20 protein-coding genes are annotated in these 21,269 nt (G+C 69.8%); 7 read left to right on the forward strand and 13 right to left on the reverse strand.

The annotated features are described in order from the left end of the window. Positions 1 to 60: 60 nt before the first annotated feature. Complete coding sequence (locus tag AC3RJ7_RS06660) at positions 61 to 309, reverse strand: hypothetical protein (RefSeq protein WP_491455010.1); 249 nt, start codon at positions 307 to 309, stop codon at positions 61 to 63. Between the two features lie 259 nt (positions 310 to 568). Between AC3RJ7_RS06660 and AC3RJ7_RS06665 the strand changes: the two genes are divergently transcribed. From AC3RJ7_RS06665 to AC3RJ7_RS06690, 6 genes are all read left to right on the forward strand, one after another. Beyond that, positions 569 to 1,192, forward strand: coding sequence for a single-stranded DNA-binding protein (locus AC3RJ7_RS06665; protein ID WP_491455011.1), 624 nt, complete (start codon positions 569 to 571; stop codon positions 1,190 to 1,192). Positions 1,193 to 1,268: 76 nt separating this feature from the next. Beyond that, on the forward strand, positions 1,269 to 1,763 hold the full coding sequence (locus tag AC3RJ7_RS06670; RefSeq protein ID WP_491455012.1) for a DUF6993 domain-containing protein: 495 nt from the start codon (positions 1,269 to 1,271) through the stop codon (positions 1,761 to 1,763). A gap of 173 nt (positions 1,764 to 1,936) precedes the next feature. Beyond that, positions 1,937 to 2,590, forward strand: a complete 654-nt coding sequence (locus tag AC3RJ7_RS06675; protein WP_491455013.1) for a hypothetical protein — start codon at positions 1,937 to 1,939, stop codon at positions 2,588 to 2,590. 583 nt (positions 2,591 to 3,173) lie between these two features. Beyond that, on the forward strand, positions 3,174 to 3,719 hold the full coding sequence (locus AC3RJ7_RS06680) for an RES family NAD+ phosphorylase (RefSeq protein ID WP_491455014.1): 546 nt from the start codon (positions 3,174 to 3,176) through the stop codon (positions 3,717 to 3,719). A 230-nt stretch (positions 3,720 to 3,949) separates the two neighbouring features. Next, on the forward strand, positions 3,950 to 5,632 hold the full coding sequence (gene ettA / locus AC3RJ7_RS06685) for an energy-dependent translational throttle protein EttA (RefSeq protein WP_491455015.1): 1,683 nt from the start codon (positions 3,950 to 3,952) through the stop codon (positions 5,630 to 5,632). 1 nt (position 5,633) lies between these two features. Continuing rightward, a complete protein-coding gene (locus AC3RJ7_RS06690) occupies positions 5,634 to 6,113 on the forward strand; it encodes an acyl-CoA thioesterase (RefSeq protein ID WP_491455016.1) in 480 nt (159 codons plus the stop codon). A gap of 51 nt (positions 6,114 to 6,164) precedes the next feature. Here AC3RJ7_RS06690 and AC3RJ7_RS06695 read toward each other — a convergent pair whose 3' ends face one another. The 3 genes from AC3RJ7_RS06695 to AC3RJ7_RS06705 form a co-directional block, all read right to left on the reverse strand. Continuing rightward, complete coding sequence (locus AC3RJ7_RS06695) at positions 6,165 to 6,689, reverse strand: hypothetical protein (RefSeq protein ID WP_491455017.1); 525 nt, start codon at positions 6,687 to 6,689, stop codon at positions 6,165 to 6,167. Position 6,690: 1 nt separating this feature from the next. Continuing rightward, positions 6,691 to 7,164, reverse strand: coding sequence for a QcrA and Rieske domain-containing protein (locus AC3RJ7_RS06700; RefSeq protein WP_491455018.1), 474 nt, complete (start codon positions 7,162 to 7,164; stop codon positions 6,691 to 6,693). Between the two features lie 95 nt (positions 7,165 to 7,259). After that, positions 7,260 to 8,141, reverse strand: coding sequence for an acyl-CoA thioesterase (locus AC3RJ7_RS06705; protein ID WP_491455019.1), 882 nt, complete (start codon positions 8,139 to 8,141; stop codon positions 7,260 to 7,262). Between the two features lie 90 nt (positions 8,142 to 8,231). On the opposite strand from AC3RJ7_RS06705, the gene AC3RJ7_RS06710 reads away from it, so the two are divergent. Further along, a complete protein-coding gene (locus tag AC3RJ7_RS06710) occupies positions 8,232 to 8,909 on the forward strand; it encodes a DUF8185 domain-containing protein (protein ID WP_491455020.1) in 678 nt (225 codons plus the stop codon). Positions 8,910 to 8,911: 2 nt separating this feature from the next. Here the strand turns inward: AC3RJ7_RS06710 and AC3RJ7_RS06715 are convergent, their stop codons facing one another. The 9 genes from AC3RJ7_RS06715 to pepN (AC3RJ7_RS06755) form a co-directional block, all read right to left on the reverse strand. Continuing rightward, the gene (locus AC3RJ7_RS06715) at positions 8,912 to 10,567 is read right to left on the reverse strand and encodes an FAD-binding dehydrogenase (protein WP_491455021.1); all 1,656 of its coding nucleotides are present in this window, start codon (positions 10,565 to 10,567) and stop codon (positions 8,912 to 8,914) included. Between the two features lie 41 nt (positions 10,568 to 10,608). After that, on the reverse strand, positions 10,609 to 10,995 hold the full coding sequence (locus AC3RJ7_RS06720; RefSeq protein ID WP_491455022.1) for a globin: 387 nt from the start codon (positions 10,993 to 10,995) through the stop codon (positions 10,609 to 10,611). Continuing rightward, a complete protein-coding gene (locus AC3RJ7_RS06725; protein WP_491455023.1) occupies positions 10,992 to 12,101 on the reverse strand; it encodes a mechanosensitive ion channel family protein in 1,110 nt (369 codons plus the stop codon). The genes AC3RJ7_RS06720 and AC3RJ7_RS06725 overlap by 4 nt, the downstream gene beginning before the upstream one ends. Before the next feature lie 11 nt (positions 12,102 to 12,112). Next, positions 12,113 to 14,683 (reverse strand): aminopeptidase N, encoded by a 2,571-nt coding sequence (pepN, locus tag AC3RJ7_RS06730; RefSeq protein WP_491455024.1) that lies wholly within the window; start codon positions 14,681 to 14,683, stop codon positions 12,113 to 12,115. Between the two features lie 53 nt (positions 14,684 to 14,736). Beyond that, on the reverse strand, positions 14,737 to 15,456 hold the full coding sequence (locus AC3RJ7_RS06735) for a response regulator (RefSeq protein ID WP_491455025.1): 720 nt from the start codon (positions 15,454 to 15,456) through the stop codon (positions 14,737 to 14,739). Further along, on the reverse strand, positions 15,453 to 16,754 hold the full coding sequence (locus AC3RJ7_RS06740; protein ID WP_491455026.1) for a sensor histidine kinase: 1,302 nt from the start codon (positions 16,752 to 16,754) through the stop codon (positions 15,453 to 15,455). The genes AC3RJ7_RS06735 and AC3RJ7_RS06740 overlap by 4 nt, the downstream gene beginning before the upstream one ends. A gap of 10 nt (positions 16,755 to 16,764) precedes the next feature. After that, positions 16,765 to 17,619: an ABC transporter permease gene (locus AC3RJ7_RS06745; protein ID WP_491455027.1), complete on the reverse strand. Its 855-nt coding sequence runs from the start codon at positions 17,617 to 17,619 to the stop codon at positions 16,765 to 16,767. Beyond that, on the reverse strand, positions 17,616 to 18,527 hold the full coding sequence (locus AC3RJ7_RS06750) for an ABC transporter ATP-binding protein (protein ID WP_491455028.1): 912 nt from the start codon (positions 18,525 to 18,527) through the stop codon (positions 17,616 to 17,618). The genes AC3RJ7_RS06745 and AC3RJ7_RS06750 overlap by 4 nt, the downstream gene beginning before the upstream one ends. A gap of 118 nt (positions 18,528 to 18,645) precedes the next feature. After that, positions 18,646 to 21,216, reverse strand: coding sequence for an aminopeptidase N (pepN, locus tag AC3RJ7_RS06755; RefSeq protein ID WP_491455029.1), 2,571 nt, complete (start codon positions 21,214 to 21,216; stop codon positions 18,646 to 18,648). Positions 21,217 to 21,269 lie beyond the last annotated feature (53 nt).

The following is a 21,269-nucleotide window of genomic DNA, read 5'->3' on the forward strand; positions in this document are numbered from 1 at the left end:
ACTGCCGTCGGCGTGCGGGGCCCCCGCTTCGCCACGGCGTGGCCGGAATCGGCGCGCCGCTCAGCGGAACAGCTCGACGGCCGCCGCGGGGGACCAGAACTCGCCGAGCGGCACGGGAGGCCGGCCGCCGGGAAGGAAGCGGCGTGCGATGAACCGCGCCGCATCACCCTCGCCGTGGCGCTCGACGTGCCCCAGCACTGCGCCGCCGGGGCGCGCGATGCGCCACAGGCCGGGGCCGGCCGGGATGATGGCGAGGCCGGGCACGGCCACCGGGAAGGTCTCTCGCGGACGGACGGCGACGGTCGTCATGGTGCTCCCTTCGACGATGCAGCCGGCCCTGCGAGGTGTTTCCGCGAGCGTAACCGCCGCCTCCGACACGGCCGCGTGGCGACTTCTCCTCGACAGCCCCCGCGCTCCGCGGGTTGCCCACGTATCCGACGTCCGGCGTCCGGATGCCTCGACGGGAGCCCCATCGTGGGAGCACGTGGTTCCGGGGCGGTATCCGGCACGAGGCCGCTCCGGGACCACGAGCCGTCGAACGGCGACGGCGTCCGATCGAGGAGTGCATATGACCGACAGCATCACGGTGACCGGCATCGTCGGCACCGACCCCATCCAGAAGGTGACGGGCGACGGCCTCGTCATCACGACCTTCCGGCTCGCATCGACGAGGCGGTACTTCGATCGCACGAAGGGCTCGTGGGAGAACGCCGAGACCAACTGGTACTCGGTGTCCGCCTTCCGGCAACTCGCCCGCAACGCGAGCTTCTCGGTGCGCAAGGGCCAGCACGTCATCGTGCAGGGGCGCCTCCGCGTGCGAGCGTGGGAGGCCGGCCCGAAGTCCGGGAAGTCCGTCGAGATCGACGCGGACGCGATCGGGCACGACCTGGCCTGGTGCGTCTCCACGTACGCGCGCATGCAGCCCGAAGCGAAGCCCGCCGACGTCGACGGCGTCGAGAACCCGTCGACCGACGGCGTCGTCGATGCGGGCGACGGCGAGGTCGTCGCAGAGCCAGCCGGCACGGACTGGGCGGGGCTCTCCCTCGCGACCGGCGAGATCCGCGATCTCGGTGACGACGGCTTCGACGACGACGCCGACGACGGCGAGGCCGACGACGCCGACGACGAGGCCGACGACGACGAGGCCGGCGGGGTCGAGCGAGGCGTGTACGCCGGGGCGGTGGGCGACTGAGTGTCTCCGGTCCGCCCGAGCCGGGAGGGAACGCATAGACTCGGCTCGGGCGGTCGACACCGCGGTGAGGGGAACGATGGCACGGCGGATCGGCACGCGGGCGAAGACCGCGCTCGTCGCGACGGCGACGATGCTCGCGCTCACGGGATGCACCTTCTTCGGATCGGCGACGCCGCAGGCGTCGCCGTCGGCGGGTCCGTCGGGCTCGGCGCCGCAGACGACGCAGCCCGCGGCGCCGCCATCCCTGCGGCCCGAACTCTCCGCCGCCGAGAACCTCGACTACTTCAACTCGGTCAACGCCGCCGTCGTCGCCGCGAACGCCGAGGCGGGCGGTCGCGACTTCATCGACGCGCTCGTCGCCGCCGGCTTCGAGAAGGCGGCGATGCAGGTCACTGCCGACGAGACGACGCTCGGCGACCCGGCCGACTCGGTCCAGTTCGCCGTGCTCTTCCAGGATGAATGCCTCGTCGGGCAGTACGGCCCGAGTTCGGGGGGCTATCACGGTGCGGTGCGTCCGGCGCTCGGCACCGGCGGCTGTCTGATCGGGCAGACGCGCCCCATAGACTGGTAGCCGACATGCGGCGGCCCGTGCTCGGCGGCCGCCGGACGGTGTGAGGGAATCTCTTGGCTGAATACATTCGGTCACCCTATTCGCAAAGCCGAGGGCCGCTTCTTTCGCCCTACGGACCCGCCGAGATTGGATAGAGTCGTCGATTAATTCGACTCAGCGTGAGGAGAGCGATTGTGACGGACCAGCCTGAGCTCTTGACGATGCCAATCGGCGAGTTTCAGTTGCTAATAGGGCTGGTCGATAAGGCGGTTGAAGCTGGATTCGCAGCCATCCACTACCATTCCGGGGTGGCTTCGATCACGCTAGACGTATTCGATCCCGTCGGAGCTGGCCTCGACGAACAGCAGCAGGCTGTCCTTCGCGATGAGTTTTCGATCATTGACCAAATGATGGTGTTCGCATTCGGTGGCGCACCGGACATCGTGATCGAAGGCTGGGCATCACCTATTGAAGGTGAGGATGTCGCAGGCGATGCAGTGGATCGAGTTCGGTTCATGGAGTCGTCCATGCCGAACTTGCAGGGTGAATGGCAGGTGCGTCGAAGTGCCGCTGTCCGGGTAATCGGAGACATGGTGTCTCGTGTGGTTGTCGACCCGGCGCGAGATCGTCTCGCAGCGGAGTTGCTTGTGGACTCATTCATTTCATCAGGCACGAAGCTCTCGCCAATTGAGAGCACCCGGACATTCTTGAGCGTGAACGTTGGCTATGCAGACCTGCGGCGCATGATTGCGGTGCTGGAGAATGCGGCAAACCTGATAATTGCGGTTGAGCAGCAAACTGACGAACCTGATTCGAGTGTCTATCAGGAGGTTGAAGCTGATGAGTGAACGTGCACGATCGGTATCTGAACCGCCGAATGCTCGGAGACTGCACGCGATCCAACGTGAATCCATCGCTCAGATCCCGTCAGAGGTCGATTGGGATGCGGAGTTGGCTGCGAGCGCGGATTGGTTCAATTCAGAACAAGTCACGACGGTTTCGACGATTGATGGTCGAACCGCTTGGGGACTTCCTCTTCGAGCGGCGAGCGGAAGCTCGCGTCTGTGGGGGTATCAGACTCACAGAAATGAGAGCAGCCACGCCGCGACTTTGACGCACCTTCGCTCCCACCTCCTACGGCGCGATGCGCCAGACATCGGAGGCGTTCGGATTTCTGAACAGATCGTTGACTCAATCCTCCGTGACTACGCAAGCGGTAGTGAGATTGACAGTGATCGACTTGAGCTGGACGCGAGATACGCGGTCGAGCGGTTGGTTCGGTTCATGCCCGCTCGACTCGCTGAAGTTTGGCTTCGGTCGGATAACAAACATCTTGGAACAAGGCCGGCATTCGCCCTGCTCGCGGGACGGATATCCGAGGTGATCGAAGCCATTGCTGCGCAAGAAGACTTCGCTTACTAGACAACGCATATGGCGCGCTACTTCCGTGTACACCCGTACATCGATTCCGCCCAGGAGGGCGAGAAGGGGCACCCCTTCTATATTTCGCCGGGGCGTTCTGGTCGCGTCGACAATGCTGAGTACGAAACGTTCTATGTAGCTGATTCACCGTCCGGTGCGGTTGCCGAAGTATTTGGGGACTACTCCGAATGGTCAAATGACCTCTTCATACCGCCGAACGGTTTGCCAGACGCGAAGCTCGTTCTTTCCGAGTTTTCGGGCGATGTCACGGTTATTGACCTCGACGATCCAGCAGAATTGCATGACCTTCGGTTGCGACCCTCGCGAGTCGTGACCCGGAACCGAACCCTGACGAGGGCCTGGGCATTGGGTGTCTACAGCTCGCGTGAAAGTGCTGGGGTGCGGTGGTGGAGCTATCACGATCCCGACTGGGGGTCGCTCGGAATCTGGGATCGGTCCGGGCTCGAATGGATCGAATCCACAGAAATCACGTTGAGTACGTCGTTCGTTGTAGAAGCGGCATCGATACTCGGGCGGCCCCGCCTCCGATCTTGACTGCGGCAGCACCTCGTCAAGAGCCAGAGAGAACGATCCGGATGGGATCCCAGCCAATCCGGGTCTGGTCTCTAATTCCTGCCCGCTGATTGCGGTGCTCGCGCTCGGATGGCTAAGTCCATCTGGTCAGATACTCTCGTATGTGGCGGTCGGATCATCTAAGACCGACCCCCAAGTGCTAACTGCTTCGACGTATTCCATACGTGAAGTGACCGAGGAGACAGACTACGGTGGCTGAATACATTTACTCGATGGTGCGCGCCCGCAAGGCGGTCGGCGACAAGGTCATCCTCGACGACGTGACGATGGCGTTCCTCCCCGGGGCGAAGATCGGCGTGGTCGGTCCGAACGGCGCCGGCAAGTCGACGATCCTCAAGATCATGGCCGGCCTCGACCAGCCGTCGAACGGCGAAGCGAAGCTCACGCCCGGCTTCTCGGTCGGCATCCTCATGCAGGAGCCCGAGCTCGACGAGTCGAAGACCGTGCTCGAGAACGTCCAGCAGGGCGTGGGCCCGATCAAGGCGAAGCTCGACCGATTCAATGAGATCTCGATGCTCATGGCCGAACCCGACGCCGATTTCGATGCGCTGCTCGCCGAGATGGGCACCCTCCAGGAGGAGATCGACGCGGCCGATGCATGGGACCTCGACTCCCAGCTCGAGCAGGCGATGGACGCGCTGCGCTGCCCGCCCGGCGACGAGATCGTCTCGGTGCTCTCGGGCGGTGAGAAGCGCCGCGTCGCGCTCTGCAAGCTCCTCCTGCAGAAGCCCGACCTCCTGCTCCTCGACGAGCCCACCAACCACCTCGATGCCGAGAGCGTGCTCTGGCTCGAGCAGCACCTCGCGAAGTACCCCGGCGCCGTGCTCGCCGTCACCCACGACCGGTACTTCCTCGACCACGTCGCGGAGTGGATCTGCGAGGTCGACCGCGGCCGGCTCTACCCCTACGAGGGCAACTACTCGACCTACCTCGAGAAGAAGCAGGAACGACTCACCGTCCAGGGCAAGAAGGACGCGAAGCTCGCGAAGCGCCTGAAGGAGGAGCTCGAGTGGGTCCGCTCGAACGCCAAGGGCCGCCAGGCGAAGTCGAAGGCGCGCCTCGCTCGCTACGAGGAGATGGCGTCCGAGGCCGAGCGCACGCGGAAGCTCGACTTCGAGGAGATCCAGATCCCCGCGGGTCCGCGCCTCGGTGACATCGTGCTCGAGGTGAAGAACCTCAAGAAGGGCTTCGGCGACCGCGTGCTCATCGACGGGCTCAGCTTCTCGCTGCCCCGCAACGGCATCGTCGGCATCATCGGCCCGAACGGCGTCGGCAAGACCACGCTCTTCAAGACGATCGTGGGCATCGAGCCGGCCGACGGCGGCGACGTGAAGGTCGGCGAGACCGTGCAGATCTCGTACGTCGATCAGACCCGTGGCGGGATCGACCCCGACAAGTCGCTGTGGGAGGTCGTCTCCGACGGGCTCGACTACATCCAGGTCGGCAAGACCGAGGTGCCGAGTCGCGCCTACGTCTCGACCTTCGGCTTCAAGGGCCCCGACCAGCAGAAGCGCGCCGGGGTGCTCTCGGGCGGCGAGCGCAACCGTCTCAACCTCGCGCTCACCCTGAAGCAGGGCGGCAACCTGCTGCTGCTCGACGAGCCGACGAACGACCTCGACGTCGAGACCCTGTCGAGCCTCGAGAACGCGCTGCTCGAGTTCCCCGGCTGCGCCGTCGTGATCACCCACGACCGGTGGTTCCTCGACCGCATCGCCACGCACATCCTCGCCTACGAGGGCACCGACGAGAACCCGTCGAACTGGTACTGGTTCGAAGGCAACTTCGAGGCGTACGAGGCGAACAAGGTCGAGCGCCTGGGCGCCGACGCCGCGAAGCCGCACCGCTCCACGTACCGCAAGCTCACGCGAGACTGACATGCGCCTCCACGTGCCCACCCCGCTCCGCTGGAGCGACCTCGACGCCTACGGGCACGTCAACAACGCCCGGATGCTGAGCCTCCTCGAGGAGGCTCGCATCCAGGCGTTCTGGGTGAACGACGATGGGACCGCCGAACACGCGGTCGGCGCATCGACCGCAGTGCTCGACGCGACGCCCGGGGCGACCACGGTCACCCTGATCGCGCGCCAGGAGGTCGAGTACCTCGCCCCGATCCCGTATCAGCGGCTGCCGCTCGACATCGAGCTCTGGATCGGGCACATGGGCGGGGCGAGTCTCGACGTCTGCTACGAGGTCTACTCGCCCGCCGGCACCGAGCCGCGGGTGCGGTACACGCGTGCGGTGACGACGATCGTGCTCGTCGACGCGGCGACCGAGCGGCCCCGGCGCATGAGCGATGCCGAACGGGCGGCGTGGGAGCCGTACCTCGAGGACACGATCGAGTTCCGTCGACGCTGAACGCCCTCGCGGCTCCGACCGACCTGGATCGGTCGCCGGCGGTCCACACGATCAGGGGTCGACGGGGTCGTCGCTGAACGAACCCTCCCAGACCGCTCGGCTCCCGGCTTCGCCGATCTGCACGAGCTTCCAGGTGGCCCCGCCCGCCACGGTCAACGCGGCGACGGTGAGGGCCGCGCCGACGACGATGCGCAGGCCGCGGGACGGGCGGGCGATCTCGGCGCCGACCGGAGCGCGCTTCGCGGCGGCACGCTCGACGAGCGCCCACGCCGAGATCGCCGCGGCCACGACGAGCATCGCGATCAGCCAGGGCGTGAGGTCCTCGCCCATCGCCGTGTGCTCCTGGATGAGCGGCGCCGGAGGCAGGCGCACCTCGAGCCACTTGCCCGCCTCGACCGTGACGAGGCCGAGCGCGACGAGCATCGCGGTGCCCGCGAGCACCGGCAGCCACAGCACGCGACGGGCGGCCGGCCAGGCCGCGATCACGACCAGCAACAGTCCGACGAGCGGCGTGAGGACGATCACCCCGTGCACGAGGAGCACGTGCGCCGGCAATCCGGCGAACTCGTAGTCCATCTCAGGAAGCGGTGACGACCTGGTCGCCCGCGACCTCGACCGGGATGGGGCTCAGCGGTTCGGGCGCCGGACCCGCGAGCACGTCACCGGTGGCGGCATCGTAGATCGAGCCGTGGCAGGGGCAGTGGAACTCCGCTCCGGCCGCCGCGACGACGCACTGCTGGTGCGTGCAGATCGCGCTGAAGGCGACGAACTCGCCCTCGGCGGGCTGCGCGACCAGCACCGCCTCGCCGTCGAGCGTCGCGTCGACGCTGCCGCCGACCGGCACGTCGGCCGTTGCGACGATGGCCTCGCCGGCCGCGGGCGGTGCCGCGGAGGAGGTGTCGTCGGGGGCGACGGGCGACGAGTTCGCCCCGTCGCTCGGGCCGTCGCCCGTGACATCCGCACAGCCCGCAAGTGCCAGGGCGCCGCCGAGCGCGCCCGCCGAACCGAGGGTGATCGCCGCGCGCCGCGTGAGATCCTGGGGAACCGTCATCGCCGAACTCCTTCGTCCGCATCGGACGCGGAACCGCGCCCTGCCCCAATTCTGGGGCATCGGGGGCCTCGGTGCGGGGAATGCACGGAAGACGTTCAGTCGAACGTCTCGGGGTGCGGCACCCGCACCATCCCCTCCTGCGCGACGCTCGCGACGAGCCGGCCGTCGCGCGTGTAGATGCGGCCGAGCGAGAGCCCGCGCCCGCCGCTCGCCGACGGTGACTCCTGCACGTACAGCAGCCACTCGTCGACGCGGGCGTCGCGGTGCCACCACATGGCGTGGTCGAGGCTCGCGACCTTGAGGCCCGGGGTCGCCCAGGCCACTCCGTGGGCGCGGAGCACGGGCTCGAGGATCGAGTAGTCGCTCGCGTACGCGAGCGCGGCGCGATGCTGCTTGGGGTCGTCGGAGAGCTTGCCGAACGCCTTCATCCACACCGCCTGGCGCGGCGTGCGTTCGCCGTCGACGCGCAGGTACACGGGCGACGGCACGTGCCGCACGTCGAACGCGCGCTCGCTCGACCAGTAGCGGGCGACGTCGTGGTCGACCGCGCCGAGGACGTCGGCCGTCGTGGGCAGCGTCTCGGGGTCGGGCAGGTCGAGCGGCATGTCGAGCTGGTGCTCGACGCCGTCGTCCTCGGTCTGGAAGGAGGCGATGAGCGACAGGATCGGCTCGCCGTGCTGGAACGCCTGGGTGCGCCGCGTCGAGAACGAGCGGCCGTCGTGGATGCGGTCGACCGAGAACGTGATCGGGTGGGCGACGTCGCCCGGCCGCAGGAAGTAGCCGTGCATCGAGTGGATGTTCCGGTCCTCGGGGACCGTGTGCAGCGCCGCGACGATCGACTGGGCCAGCACCTGCCCGCCGAACACCCGGCCGAGCGGCATCCACTGCGACGGACCGGTGAAGATGTCCTCCGTCGTGCGCGCGCCCGTGTCGGTGAGGTTGAGCGTGCTCAGCAGGCCGTCGATCGGTCCGTTCATCGTTCCTCCGTGTCGGTGGGCGGCCGCCGCCGGCGCCGTGGAACTCGGCCCGCCGAGAGCGGCCCGTGCTCTTGGTAGTTTAGACAGGAGATGGTTGAACGACTCACGCTCGCCGACAGCCTGTCGCTCGGCGATCTGCACACGTACCTGCAACGGGCCGGCCGCGTCGAGGACGGGTCGGTGCGTCTCGTCGCGGGCTCCGGCATCCTCGCGGTCTACACCGCGATCCTCTACCCCCGCGGCATCCTCGACGAGAGCCCGACGGTCCTCGGCCTGCGCACGTTCGCCCTCGCCGACGACGAGGAGTTCGACTCGGTCGTGCCGATGCGATCGCTCGTCGAGCGCATCGTCCGCGCCCGCGGCGAACTCGCCGACGACGAGTCGCGCCCCGTGTCGATGTCGCGTCCTCCCGAGGTCAACACCGTCACCTGGGCGGGCATCTCGCCGCCGCGGGGCGGCTGGCGGCCGCTCGGCGAGGCGGATGCCTCAGTGCTCGAGTCCGCGGCGCGGGCGGGCATCGACGAGGTGGCCAAGGCGATCCCGGAGGGCACGGGCGAGCAGCTCGTGCAGCGGGTCCGCTCGGAGGTGTGGGGACGCGGCGTCGAGGGGCTCGAGTACGTGCCGACGGGCGCCGCCTTCGCGGCGTTCAGCCTCGGGTTCCTCGGCGATGACCCGGTACGGCTCTTCGAGACCGGCCCGTGGACACGCCTGACCTCTCGGCGCGGCCACGTGCTCGTGCGCCGCAAGCCCTGGACGTTGAAGGCCTGAGTTCAGCCGCGCGCGATCGCCCGCCCCGCCGAGCGTCCGGTGAAGAGGCATCCGCCCAGGAACGTGCCCTCGAGCGCGCGATACCCGTGCACGCCGCCGCCGCCGAAGCCGGCGGCCTCGCCGACCGCGTAGAGCCCGGGCACGGGCTCGCCGTCGGCGCCGAGGGCGCGCGAGTCGAGGTCGGTCTGGATGCCGCCGAGACTCTTGCGGGTGAGCAGGTGCAGCTTGACCGCGATGAGCGGGCCCGCCTCGGGGTCGAGGATGCGGTGCGGCGTCGCGACCCGGATGAGCTTGTCGCCGCGGTACTTCCGCGCGCCGCGCACGGCGATGAGCTGAAGGTCCTTCGAGAACTCGTTGTCGACCTCGCGGTCTCGCGAGACGATCTCGCGCTCGATGTTCGCGGTGTCGAGCTCGACCTCCGGGGAGAGGGCCCGCATGCCGTCGAAGAGCTCGTCGAGCGTGTCGGCGACGACGAAGTCGACCCCGTGCTGCTTGAACGCCTCGACCGGCGCGGGTGCGCCGGGCCGGACCCGCTGGGCGAGGAGCTTCAGGTCCTTCCCGGTGAGGTCGGGGTTCTGCTCGCTGCCCGAGAGCGCGAACTCCTTCTCGATGATCTTCTGCGTGAGGACGAACCACGAGTGCGCGTGGCCCGTCGCGGCGAGGTGCTCGAGCGTGCCGAGCGTGTCGAACCCGGGGAAGAGGGGAACCGGCAGCCGGCGGCCCTCGGCGTCGAACCACAGCGACGACGGGCCCGGCAGGATGCGGATGCCGTGCAGCGGCCACACCGGATCCCAGTTCGTGATGCCCTCCGTGTAGTGCCACATGCGGTCGCGGTTCACGAGACGTGCGCCCGCCGACTCCGCGATCGGCAGCATCCGGCCGTCGACGTGCGCGGGAACGCCCGAGAGCATGCCCTCCGGGGCCTTGCCCATACGCGACGGCCAGTACTGCCGCACGAGCTCGTGGTTGCCGCCGATGCCCCCGGACGCGACCACCACGGCGGGCGCGCGCAGCTCGAACTCGCCGACCACGTCGCGATTGGATGCCTCGCCCCGGGCCGCTGCGTCGGGCGCGAGCACCGCGCCGCGGACGCCGACCACTGAGCCGCCCTCGACGACGAGCTCGTCGACGCGATGCCGGTGCCGGAACTCGACGAGGCCCGCCGCCTCGCCGGCCTTCACGCGAGCGATGAACGGCTCGAGCACGCCGGGTCCGGTGCCCCAGGTGATGTGGAATCGGGGCACCGAGTTGCCGTGTCCGAACGCGGCTCCGGAGCCGCGCTCCGCCCAGCCGACGACGGGGAAGAACCGCACGCCCTTCTCGTGGAGCCACGCCCGCTTCTCGCCGGCTGCGAACTCGAGGTAGGCGTCGGCCCAGCGCCGGCCCCATTCGTCCTCGTCGCGGTCGAACCCGGCCGTGCCGAGCCAGTCCTGGCGGGCGAGGTCGATCGAGTCCTTCACGCCCATGCGCCGCTGCTCGGGGGAGTCGACGAGGAACAGGCCGCCGAACGACCAGTGGGCCTGACCGCCGAGGCTCGCCTCGGGCTCCTGGTCGACGATCACGACCCTGCGGCCGGCATCGACGAGCTCCGAGGCCGCGACGAGGCCGGAGAGGCCGGCGCCGACGATGATCGCATCGGGGTTGGGTGCAGCTGCCACAGTGACTCCTTCGTCGCTTCGGGTGGGTGGCGGTGGATCGGTCAGTCGTCGAAGGTGTTCACCATCGCGAAGGCGGCCCGCTGCAGATAATCCCACAGCGTCTCCTCGGCGAGCGGGGGAAGTTCGAGCGAGTCGACCGCGGTGCGCATGTGCGCGAGCCAGCGGTCGCGGGCATCGGGGTTGACCTTGAACGGCTGGTGGCGCAGCCGCAGGCGCGGGTGGCCGCGCTCCTCGCCGTACGTCGTGGGGCCGCCCCAGTACTGCTCGAGGAAGAGCTGCAGGCGGCGCGCCGCGGGCCCGAGGTCCTCCTCGGGGTACATGGGGCGCAGCACGGGGTCGTCGGCCACACCACGGTAGAACTCGGCGACGAGCTTCTCGAACGTCGCCGTTCCGCCCACCTGCTCGTAGAACGACTGCAGCTCGGTCATGCGGTGCCTCCGGGGGGCGGGGTCGGCGACTTCGTCGTACGGGGAGCGCGGGGCGCCTGGTTCCTCGGCTTCTTCGTCGTGGTGCCGGTCGTGCCGGCCACCACGGCGTTCGGCGCGGTGCGCGGCGGCTTCGCCCCCTTGACGCGGGTCGCACCATCGAACCCCGTCGGCACGACGCTCGAGAGGCTCGGCAGCTTGACGTCCATCTCGTCGAGCGCGCGCTTGAGGCGCATGCGCAGTTCGCGCGCGACGTCGTCTTTTGCCGAGGAGCGCACCTTCATGACGACGCGGATCACGAGGGCGTCGGCGGAGATCGACTCGAGGCCCCAGACCTCGGGCTTCTCCATGATGCGGCTGCGCCACTTGGTCGAGTGCGCCATCTCGGTCGCCGCGCGCAGCAGCTCGGCCTCGACGGCGTCGACGTCGGCGTCGTAGGGCACGGCCAGGTCGATGATCACGCGTGCCCAGCCCTGCGACATGTTGCCGACGCGCAGGATCTCGCCGTTGCGCACGAACCAGAGCGTGCCGTTCACGTCGCGGACGGTGGTGATGCGGATGCGCACCTCCTCGACGATGCCGGTGGCGGGGCCGAGGTCGACGATGTCGCCGACGCCGAGCTGGTCCTCGACGACCATGAAGAGCCCGTTCAAGGCGTCCTTCACGATGTTCTGCGCGCCGAAGCCGAGGCCCGCGCCGACCGCGGCGGTCAGCAGGGCGAACGAGCCGAGGATCTCCTGGTTGATCGTGTTGACGATCAGGAGGACGACCACGACGAACAGCGTCACGTTGACGATGTTCGTGAGCACCGTGCCGAGGGTCCGCGTGCGCTGCACCAGCCGCACGGTCGCGAGCGGCGAGGCCTGCAGCGCCTGCGTGTCGGTGACGTCCTGCTTCTTCTTGACGCCGGAGACGATCTGCCTGACGACGCGTTCGATCACGAAGTGCAGCAGCCAGCGGATGACCAGCGCGATCACGATGATCATGACGATCGAGATGATCTGGCCCAGGATCTCGTCCCAGTGGGAGGCCCAGTACGTGCCGATCCGGGTCAGGAAATCGAAGTCGACCGACTGGTCCTCGGGCGGTGGCGTCTCGAGCCGGAACATGGTGTGCAAGTCTACTGAGCCCCGTCCGAGAGCTCGCTGGCATCGCGGGCGCGGGCCGCGAGCGCCCGGTCGAGTTCGGCGAGATGCTCGGCCACGGCGCGGTGCATCGACGCGGGCTCCGGGTGCTCGGCGAGCCATCCCCGGGTGATCTCGGCCAGCTCGGCGTCGACGAGCGGCGTCGGGAATAGGCGCTTCGACAGGATCGACGCCATGTTGAAGCTGCGGTCGGCCCAGACACCCGGCAGCGCCGCGAAGTAGTCGTGCACGACCGTCGCGAGCAGCTCGGGCGAGTTCGTTCGGCGCCAGCCGTCGGCGACCGCCCTGGCCACGTCGTTCGAGAGGCTCGCGTCGGTCATCGCGCGCTGCCACGCGGCATCCTTGACCGCCTGGTCGGGGCGCGCGGCCCGCGCCGTCTCCGCGAGCTGCCGGCCCTTCGCCGTGTCGTCGGCGGCGAGCGCCGCGGCGACCTCCTCGTCGTCGCCCGCGCCGAGCGCGGCTCGGGCGATGACGAGCTCCCAGCGCAGGTCGAGGTCGACCGTGAGCCCGTCGAGCGTGATCGAGCCCTCGAGGAGGCTGCCGAGGACGTCGCCGTGCGCGTCGGTCGACGCGAGCGAGGTGAACGCCTTCACGAACTGGAGCTGTGCGTCGGAGCCGGCCGGTGCGAGCTCAGCGAGGGCCCAGACGGCGTCGCCCGCCTCCGCGGCGAGCCGATCGCGGTGCTCGTCGGCGAGGTAGCGGGACACCGCGAGCTCGAGCCGGGAGAGCGCCAGGCCGCGCGCCGACGACTGGGTCTCGTGCCCGATCGAGGCGAGCACGAGCCGCACGAAGTCGGCCGCGGGCAGCTCGGTGTCGCGCACCGCGTCCCACGCGGAGCCGAGCACGACGGCCCGCGCGACGGGGTCGGCGAGCGCGGCGAGATGATGCACCGCCGTCTCGAACGAGCGCTCGTCGAGCCGGACCTTCGCGTAGGTCAGGTCGTCGTCGTTCACGAGCAGCAGGTCGGGCCGGGTCCGGCCGACGAGCTCGGGAACCTCGGTGCGGGCGCCGTCGATGTCGAGTTCGACGCGGAACACCCGGTCGAGGCCCGACTCGCCGAGCACGTAGCCGCCGAGTGCGAGCCGGTGCGGGCGCAGGGTCGGGTGCGAATCGGCCGCGGTCTGCACGACGGCCGCCGAGGTGATCGTGCCCGAGGCATCCACGTCGATGTCGGCACGCAACGTGTTCACGCCCGCGGTCTCGAGCCACAGCTCCGACCACCGTGCGAGCTCGCGTCCGCTCGCGGCCTCGAGCTCGTCGAGCAGGTCGCGCAGGGTCGCGTTGCCGCCGCCGTGCTTCGCGAGATAGGCGCCGACGCCGCGCTTGAACGCGTCGAGCCCGACCCAGGCGACGAGCTGCTTCAGCACCGAGGCGCCCTTGTCGTACGTGATGGCGTCGAAGTTGACCTCGACGTCCTCGAGGTCGCCGATCTCCGCGACGATCGGGTGCGTCGAGGGCAGCTGGTCCTGCTCGGCGGCGTGCGTCTTCTCGTCGTTGGCGAACGTCGACCAGACGCCGGTGAACTCGGTCACCTCCGACGTCGCGAGCGTCGACGCCCACGTCGCGAACGACTCGTTGAGCCAGAGGTCGTTCCACCACTTCATCGTGACCGAGTTGCCGAACCACATGTGGCTCAGCTCGTGCAGCACGACGATCGCACGCTGCTCGCGGCGGGCGTCGGAGACCCGCGAGCGGAACAGGTAGCCCTCGTTGAACGTCACCGCACCGACGTTCTCCATGGCGCCCCAGTTGTACTCGGGCACGAAGATCTGGTCGTACTTCCCGTAGGGGTACGGCACGCCGAACGCCTGCTCGTAGAACGCGAGGCCGGCCTGCACGGTCGAGAACATCATGTCGGGGTCGGCGTACTCTGCGAGCGACGCGCGGGTGAAGAGCCCGAGCGGCACCTCGCGGCCGTCGACGCTCGCGGCGCTTCCGCGCCAGCTCGCGTACGGGCCGGCGATGATCGCGATGATGTAGCTCGAGATGACCGGGCCGGTCTCGAACGACCAGGTCGCCACCGCGGATGCCTCGGGGTCGGCGACCGGTTCGGGGGAGGGCGCGTTCGAGAGCACCGTCCAGTGCGCGGGTGCGGTGATCGTGAACCGCACGCCGGCCTTGAGGTCGGGCTGGTCGAAGACGGCGTACACCCGGTTGGCCTCGGCGACCGCGAACTCCGTGTAGAGGTAGGTCTCGCCGTCGACGGGGTCGACGAACCGGTGCAGGCCCTCGCCCGAGTTCGTGTAGCGCGCGTCGGCGACGACGCGCAGCTCGTTCTCGGCCTCGAGCGGCTCGAGACGGATGCGGGTGCCGTCGCTGACGGACGCGGGGTCGAGCGGCACGCCGTTGAGCACGACCTCGTGCACCCGCTCGGTGCACGCCTCGATGAAGGTCGATGCGCCCTCGACGCCCGTGAAGCGGGCGGTCGTCTCGCTGCGGAACGTCTCGCCGTCGCCCGTGAGGTCGAGCACGACCTCGTAGCTCGGGGAGCCGACGATCGCGGCGCGCTCCTCGGCTTCCGCACGGGTGAGGTTGGCAGCAGGCATGGACGATCCCTTCGTAGCGATGGCGCCCAGCCAGCCTAGCGATCCGAGCGCCGTCAGCCGTGCGGGTCGAGGAGGCCCGATTCGTACGCGAGGATGACGAGCTGCACGCGGTCGCGGGCACCGGTCTTCTGCAGCACCCGGCCGACGTGCGTCTTCACGGTCGACTCCGAGAGGAAGAACCGCTCGGCGAGCTCCGCGTTGTTGAGACCTCCGGCGATCGCGACGAGGATCTCCCGCTCGCGGGCGGTGAGCGCGTCGAGCGGATCGGGCTGCGCCTCGGCCGCTCCGTCGGGCCCGTCCGACCGCGTCGGGAGCTCGGCGGCGAAGAGTTCGAGCATGCGCCGGGTCACCCGCGGCGACAGCGCCGCCTCGCCCGCATGGACGGTACGGATGGCCGTCACGAGCTCGTGCGGGCGCACGTCCTTCAGGAGGAACCCGCTCGCCCCGGCGCGGATCGCCGCGAAGGCGTACTCGTCGAGGTCGAACGTCGTCAGCACGATGACGCGGGTCTCGGGATGCCTCGCCGTCACGCCCGCCGTTGCGGCGATGCCGTCCATGCCGGGCATCCGGACGTCCATGAGCAGCACGTCGACCTCGGCCTCGTCGACGAGCTCGAGGGCCGCGCGGCCGTCGCCCGCTTCGCCGACGACCTCGATGCCCGGTTCGGCGTCGAGCACGAGCCGGAACCCGGTGCGCACGAGCGCCTGGTCGTCGACGAGGCCGACGCGGACGGGGCGGTCCGTCGTGGGGGCTGCTGCCGGTCGGTCGGTCATGCGTCGTCCTCGTTCGCCGTGGTCGATGGTTCGGGGGTGGCGGTGCGGTTCGGCAGTTCGACTCGCAGGCGCCATCCGCGGACCGCGCGCGGCCCGGCCTCGAGCGTGCCGCCGTAGAGGGCGACGCGCTCGCGGAGCCCGGCGAGGCCCCGCCCCGCCCCGCGCGTCGAGGGGACGGTTCCGGGTTTCGGCGGCGGCGAGTCGTCCTCGACGACGACCTCGACCGCGCTCGGCGAGTGGGTGATCGCGACGTCGACGTGGTGCGCGCGCTCGCCGTGGCGGAGCGCGTTCGTGAGCCCCTCCTGCACGACGCGGTAGATCGCGAGTTCGAGCGCCGGGTCGGCCGTCGGCGCGCCGGTCGTGGTGAGCCGGACGGGGAGACCGGCGTCGCGGAACCCGTCGACGAGTTCGGGGATCGCGGCGACGCCCGGCTGCGGTGCCAGTTCGGGGCCGGCACCCGGCTCCGTGAGCACGCCGAGCATGCGGCGCATCTCGCCGAGCGCGTCGCGGCCGGTCTCGGCCACGCTCCGCATCACGTCGGCAGCGCGCTCGGGATCGCGGGCGGCGGTCGCCGCCGAACCGTCGGCGAGCGTCACCATCACCGTGAGTCCGTGCGAGACGATGTCGTGGAGTTCGCGGGCGATGCGAGCCCGCTCGGCGGCGGCGGCGAGCCTGGCCTGCTGGTCGCGCTCGCGCGCGAGGTCGTGGGCGCGCGCGATGAGCGCGTCGAGGTAGCGGCGGCGGTTGCCGACGGTGATGCCGATGAGGGTCGCGACGAGCATGACGACGGTGAACTGCGTGGCCGCTCCGACGGGCCCGCCTTCGGGAGTGGATCCGGTCCAGACCTCGAGGTAGGCGGCCGCCGTCGCCGTCGCGACCGAGCCGGCGAACCCGACCCACGCGGCCTTCGTCGAGCGGTAGACGCCGAGTGCGTAGAGGGCGAACAGGATGGGGAAGACGTCGCTCGTGCCGTACGGGGCGGAGACGAGGCAGACGAACCACGCGACGAACATCACGAGCCACGGGCGGCTGCGCCGGAAGAGCAGCAGCGCGGCCCCGCCGAGGGCGATGCCGACGAAGTGCATGATGGTCGCCCCGACCGGCGGCTCCTCGGGTTCGAGGGCGATGAGCGTCACGGCGATGACGCTCGGCACGACGTAGAACGCGGTGATGAGCGAGTCGGTCAGCCGGGGATGCCTCGCCCAGAACTGCCGGATCACGCCGGGCGGCTTCGGGAGACGGAGTTCTCCCCCGACCGCCGAAGCCGGGCGGCCGGGGGAGAACGGTGCTTCCGTCATAGGCAGGACTCTACGCGTCCCTGCGCCCCAGGAGCACCGCAGCGCCGGCGAGGGAGGCCCCCACCCAGGCCAGCACGATCAGGAGGCTCTGCCAGGCGTTCGGTCCGACGATCGTCGCCGGGTCGGCACCGATCGCCATGAACATCGTCATGCCGGAGGAGGAGAGCAGGTACGGAATGGCGTCGTGCGCCCAGTCGGCCGGGATGAGCTGGAGGACGGTCGGCAGGAGCAGCAGCAGCCCGAGCACCGCGGCGATGCCGCCCGCACTCGAACGGATGATCGTGCCGACGCCGAGGGCGAACACCGCGACGAGCGCGAGGTAGAGGGCGCCGCCGGCGAGCGCGAGCAGCGTGTTCGCGTCGAACAGTTCGAGTTCGCTGCCGAAGACGATGGTCGCGGTCAGGTAGGCGCCGAGGTTCGCGAGCAGGCCGACGACGAACGTCGCGACGAAGAGCACGACGCCCTTCGCGGCGAGGGCGGGGAGCCGCTTCGGCACCGCCGTGAGGGTCGAGCGGATCATGCCGGTCGTGTACTCGCCGCTGATGACGAGCACGCCGAGCACGCCGACGACGAGCTGGCCGAAGTAGACGCCGAAGGTCGACGCCTGGATGACGAGCTCGTGCGTCTGCTCGAGCGGCAGCGGGCCGCCGTCGATCTCCTCGCCGCCGCCCATCCCGTTCACCATGGTCAGCGACATGAGCAGCGCCATGCCGAGCGAGATCGCGATCACGATGAGGTACGACCAGACCGTCGAGCGCAGGCTCCGCAGCTTGATCCACTCCGAGGCGAGCACGCCGCCGAAGCTCAGGCGGGTGGTGCGGGCGACCTGCGAGGGGTGCGCCGCGGTGGGGGTGATGGTGGTCATCGGACGGCCTCCGTACGGTATTCAACGGCGTCGGCGGTGAGGGCCATGTAGGCCTCTTCGAGCGACGCGTTCTGCGGGGTGAGTTCGTGGATCGCGAGGCCGTTGGCGGCGGCGAGGTCGCCGATGCCGGCTGCCTCGAGGCCCGTGACCTCGAGCACGCCCGCCTCGGAGCGGATGACGGCGACCTCGGGTGCCGCGATCAGGTCGGCGAGCCGCGAGGCGTGCGGTGAGCGCACGCGGACGCGCGGCCGGGTGCCGCCGGCGACGATCTCGTCGACGGGCGCGTCGGCGATGATCTCGCCGCGGCCGAGCACGATGAGGTGATCGGCGGTCTGCGCCATCTCGCTCATGAGGTGCGACGAGAGGAATACGGTGCGGCCCTCGCCCGCGAGGTGGCGCACGAACTGCCGCACCCACAGCACGCCCTCCGGGTCGAGGCCGTTGACCGGCTCGTCGAGGATGAGCGTGGCCGGATCGCCGAGCATCGCGGCGGCGATGCCGAGCCGCTGGCCCATGCCGAGCGAGAAGCCGCCGACGCGCTTGCGCGCGACCGACTCGAGCCCGGTGAGCTCGATGACCTCGCGCACGCGCCGCTTGCCGATGCCGTGCGTGGCGGCCATCGCGAGCAGGTGGTTCTCGGCGGTGCGTCCGGTGTGCACGGCCTTGGCGTCGAGGAGCGCGCCGACCTCGTGCAGGGGTGCGCGGTGCTCGGCGTACGGCTTGCCGCCGACCGTGACGGCGCCGGCGCTCGGCCGGTCGAGCCCGACGATCATGCGCATCGTGGTCGACTTGCCGGCGCCGTTGGGCCCGAGGAACCCGGTCACCTGGCCGGGTCGTACGGTGAACGAGATGTCGTTGACGGCGGTCTTCGCGCCGTAGCGCTTGGTGAGCGCGGTTGCGGTGATCATGCCTTCGACGCTACGGATGCCGCAGCCGTCGCGCGTCCGTCGCCGGAATGGTTTCGGGGCGGCGGCGGGTGGTACCGGGGTACCACGCGGCCGCCGCCCCGATGAGGCCGCGGTGCGACTACTGCGCGTCGCGCGCCTGCGCGGCGAGCGCGCGCTCGACGCCCGCGACGTTCTCGACGACGAGACGGCGCAGCGCGGGCGCGGCGTCGGCGTTGGCGTCGAGCCACGCGTGGCTCGCGTCGACGAGCTCGCGGTTCGCGAGGGTGGCGGGGTAGAGCAGCTCGACGAGCTTCTCGGCGATCGCGTAGCTGCGGGCCTTCCAGACCTCGCCGATCATGCCGAAGTAGCGTTCGACGAACGGCGCGAGCAGCGACTGGTCGTCGGCGCGCACGAAGCCCGCCGCGGTGGTGCGCACGACGGAGTTCGTCGCGGTGTCGGCGACGACGATCGAGTCCCAGGCGCGCTGCTTGCCCTCGGCAGTCGGCATGGCGGCGCGGGCGTGCGCCGCCGACTCCTGGCCCGTCGCGGTCTTGTCGGTCGCGAGGCGGGCGTCGATCTCGGCGTCGCCGGCGCGGCCCGCCGCGACGAGCGCGATGAGCAGTTCCCAGCCGAGGTCGGTGTCGATGTCGAGCCCGTCGAGCGAGATCGATCCGTCGAAGAGGCCCGCCAGGGCGTCGACGTGGGTGCCGGCCTCGGCGATCGCGGCGAACGACTTCACGAACTGGAACTGGGCGTCGCTGCCGGCCTCGGCCTGCTGCGCGAGCTGCCAGAACCCGTCGGCGAGGGTGCGGCGCGCGTCGGCGCGACGCTCGGGGGCGACGTACGAGCTCGCGGCGAGCTGCGCGTTGGCGAGGATGATGCGCAGGGTCGTCGACTCGGTCTCGCTCGCGATGTTGCCGAGAACGAGGTCCAGGTAGTCGCTCGCGGTCGTCTCGGCGTCGCGGGTGGCGTCCCACACGCTCGACCAGACGAGGGCGCGGGCGAGCGGGTCCTCGATCTTCGACAGGTTCGCGATCGCGACCTCGAGCGACTGCTCGTCGAGGCGGATCTTCGCGTACGCGAGGTCGTCGTCGTTGAGGAGCACGAGGTCGGGGCGCGCGAGACCGACGAGCTCGGCGACGTCGGTGCGCTCGCCGTCGACGTCGAGCTCTACGCGGTGCTCGCGCACGAGCTTGCCGTCACGCAGGTTGTAGAAGCCGATCGCGAGGCGGTGCGGGCGGATCGTCGGGTAGTCGGGGTGCGCCGACTGCAGCACCGCGAACGAGGTGATCGCGCCCGAGTCATCCGTCTCGATCTCGGGGCGCAGGGTGTTGACGCCCGCGGTCTCGAGCCACAGCTTCGACCAGCCCGACAGGTCGCGGCCGGAGGCGACCTCGAGCTCGGCGAGCAGGTCGGCCAGGGTCGTGTTTCCCCACGCGTGCTTCTTGAAGTAGGCCGAGACTCCCGTGAAGAACGCGTCGATGCCGACCCAGGCGGCGAGCTGCTTGAGCACCGAGCCGCCCTTGGCGTAGGTGATGCCGTCGAAGTTGACGAGCACGTCCTCGAGGTCGCGGATCTCGGCCACGATGGGGTGGGTCGAGGGCAGCTGGTCCTGGCGGTACGCCCAGCTCTTCTCCATCGAGTTGAACGTGGTCCAGGCGTGGTGCCACTCGGTCGCCTCGGCGGTCGCGATGGTCGACGCCCACTCGGCGAACGACTCGTTGAGCCAGAGATCGTTCCACCACTTCATGGTGACGAGATCGCCGAACCACATGTGGGCGAGCTCGTGCAGGATCGTGACGACGCGGCGCTCCTTGATGGCGTCGGTCACCTTGGAGCGGAAGACGTAGACCTCGGTGAAGGTGACGCAGCCGGCGTTCTCCATCGCACCGGCGTTGTACTCGGGCACGAAGAGCTGGTCGTACTTCGTGAAGGGGTAGGGCACGTCGAACTTCTGCTCGAAGTACTCGAAGCCCTGCTTCGTCTTCTCGAAGATGTAGTCGGCGTCGAGGTACTGCGACAGGCTCTTGCGGCTGAACACGCCGAGCGGGATGACGCGGCCGTCGCTCGACGTGAGCTCGTCGCGCACCACGTCGTACGGGCCGGCGACGAGCGCGGTGATGTAGCTCGAGATGCGGTGCGTCGGCTCGAACGACCAGGTCGCGGTCGACACGTCGTCCGCGCGGCGGCCCGACGGGTGCAGCTCGGGCTCGGGCGTCGGCATGTTCGAGACGACCTGCCAGTGCGACGGGGCCGTGACCGTGAACTTGAACGCGGCCTTGAGGTCGGGCTGCTCGAACACCGCGAACATGCGGCGCGAGTCGGGCACCTCGAACTGCGTGTAGAGGTACACCTCGCCGTCGGCGGGGTCGACGAAGCGGTGCAGGCCCTCGCCGGTGTTCATGTAGCGGCCGTCGGCCTCGACGACGAGCACGTTCGAGGCCTCGAGGTTCGGCAGCTGGATGCGCACGCCGTCGCTCACCTCGGCCGGGTCGAGTGCGACGCCGTTGAGGGTGACCGAGTGCACGGCGGCGGTGATCGCGTCGATGAAGGTCGAGGCGCCCGGCGTCGTCGCGTCGAAGCGCACGGTCGTGGTGGTCTTGAAGACCTCGGGGCCGACGGTGACGTCGAGCACGACGTCGTAGTCGTGCACCGTGACGAGCGCGGCGCGCTCCTCGGCTTCGAGTCGGGTGAGGTTCTCTCCGGGCACGTGCGCTCCTTCGCAAGTATCGACGCGGCTCGTGGCCGCAGGCAACGCGTTCC

The organism is Agromyces solani (assembly GCF_058349925.1).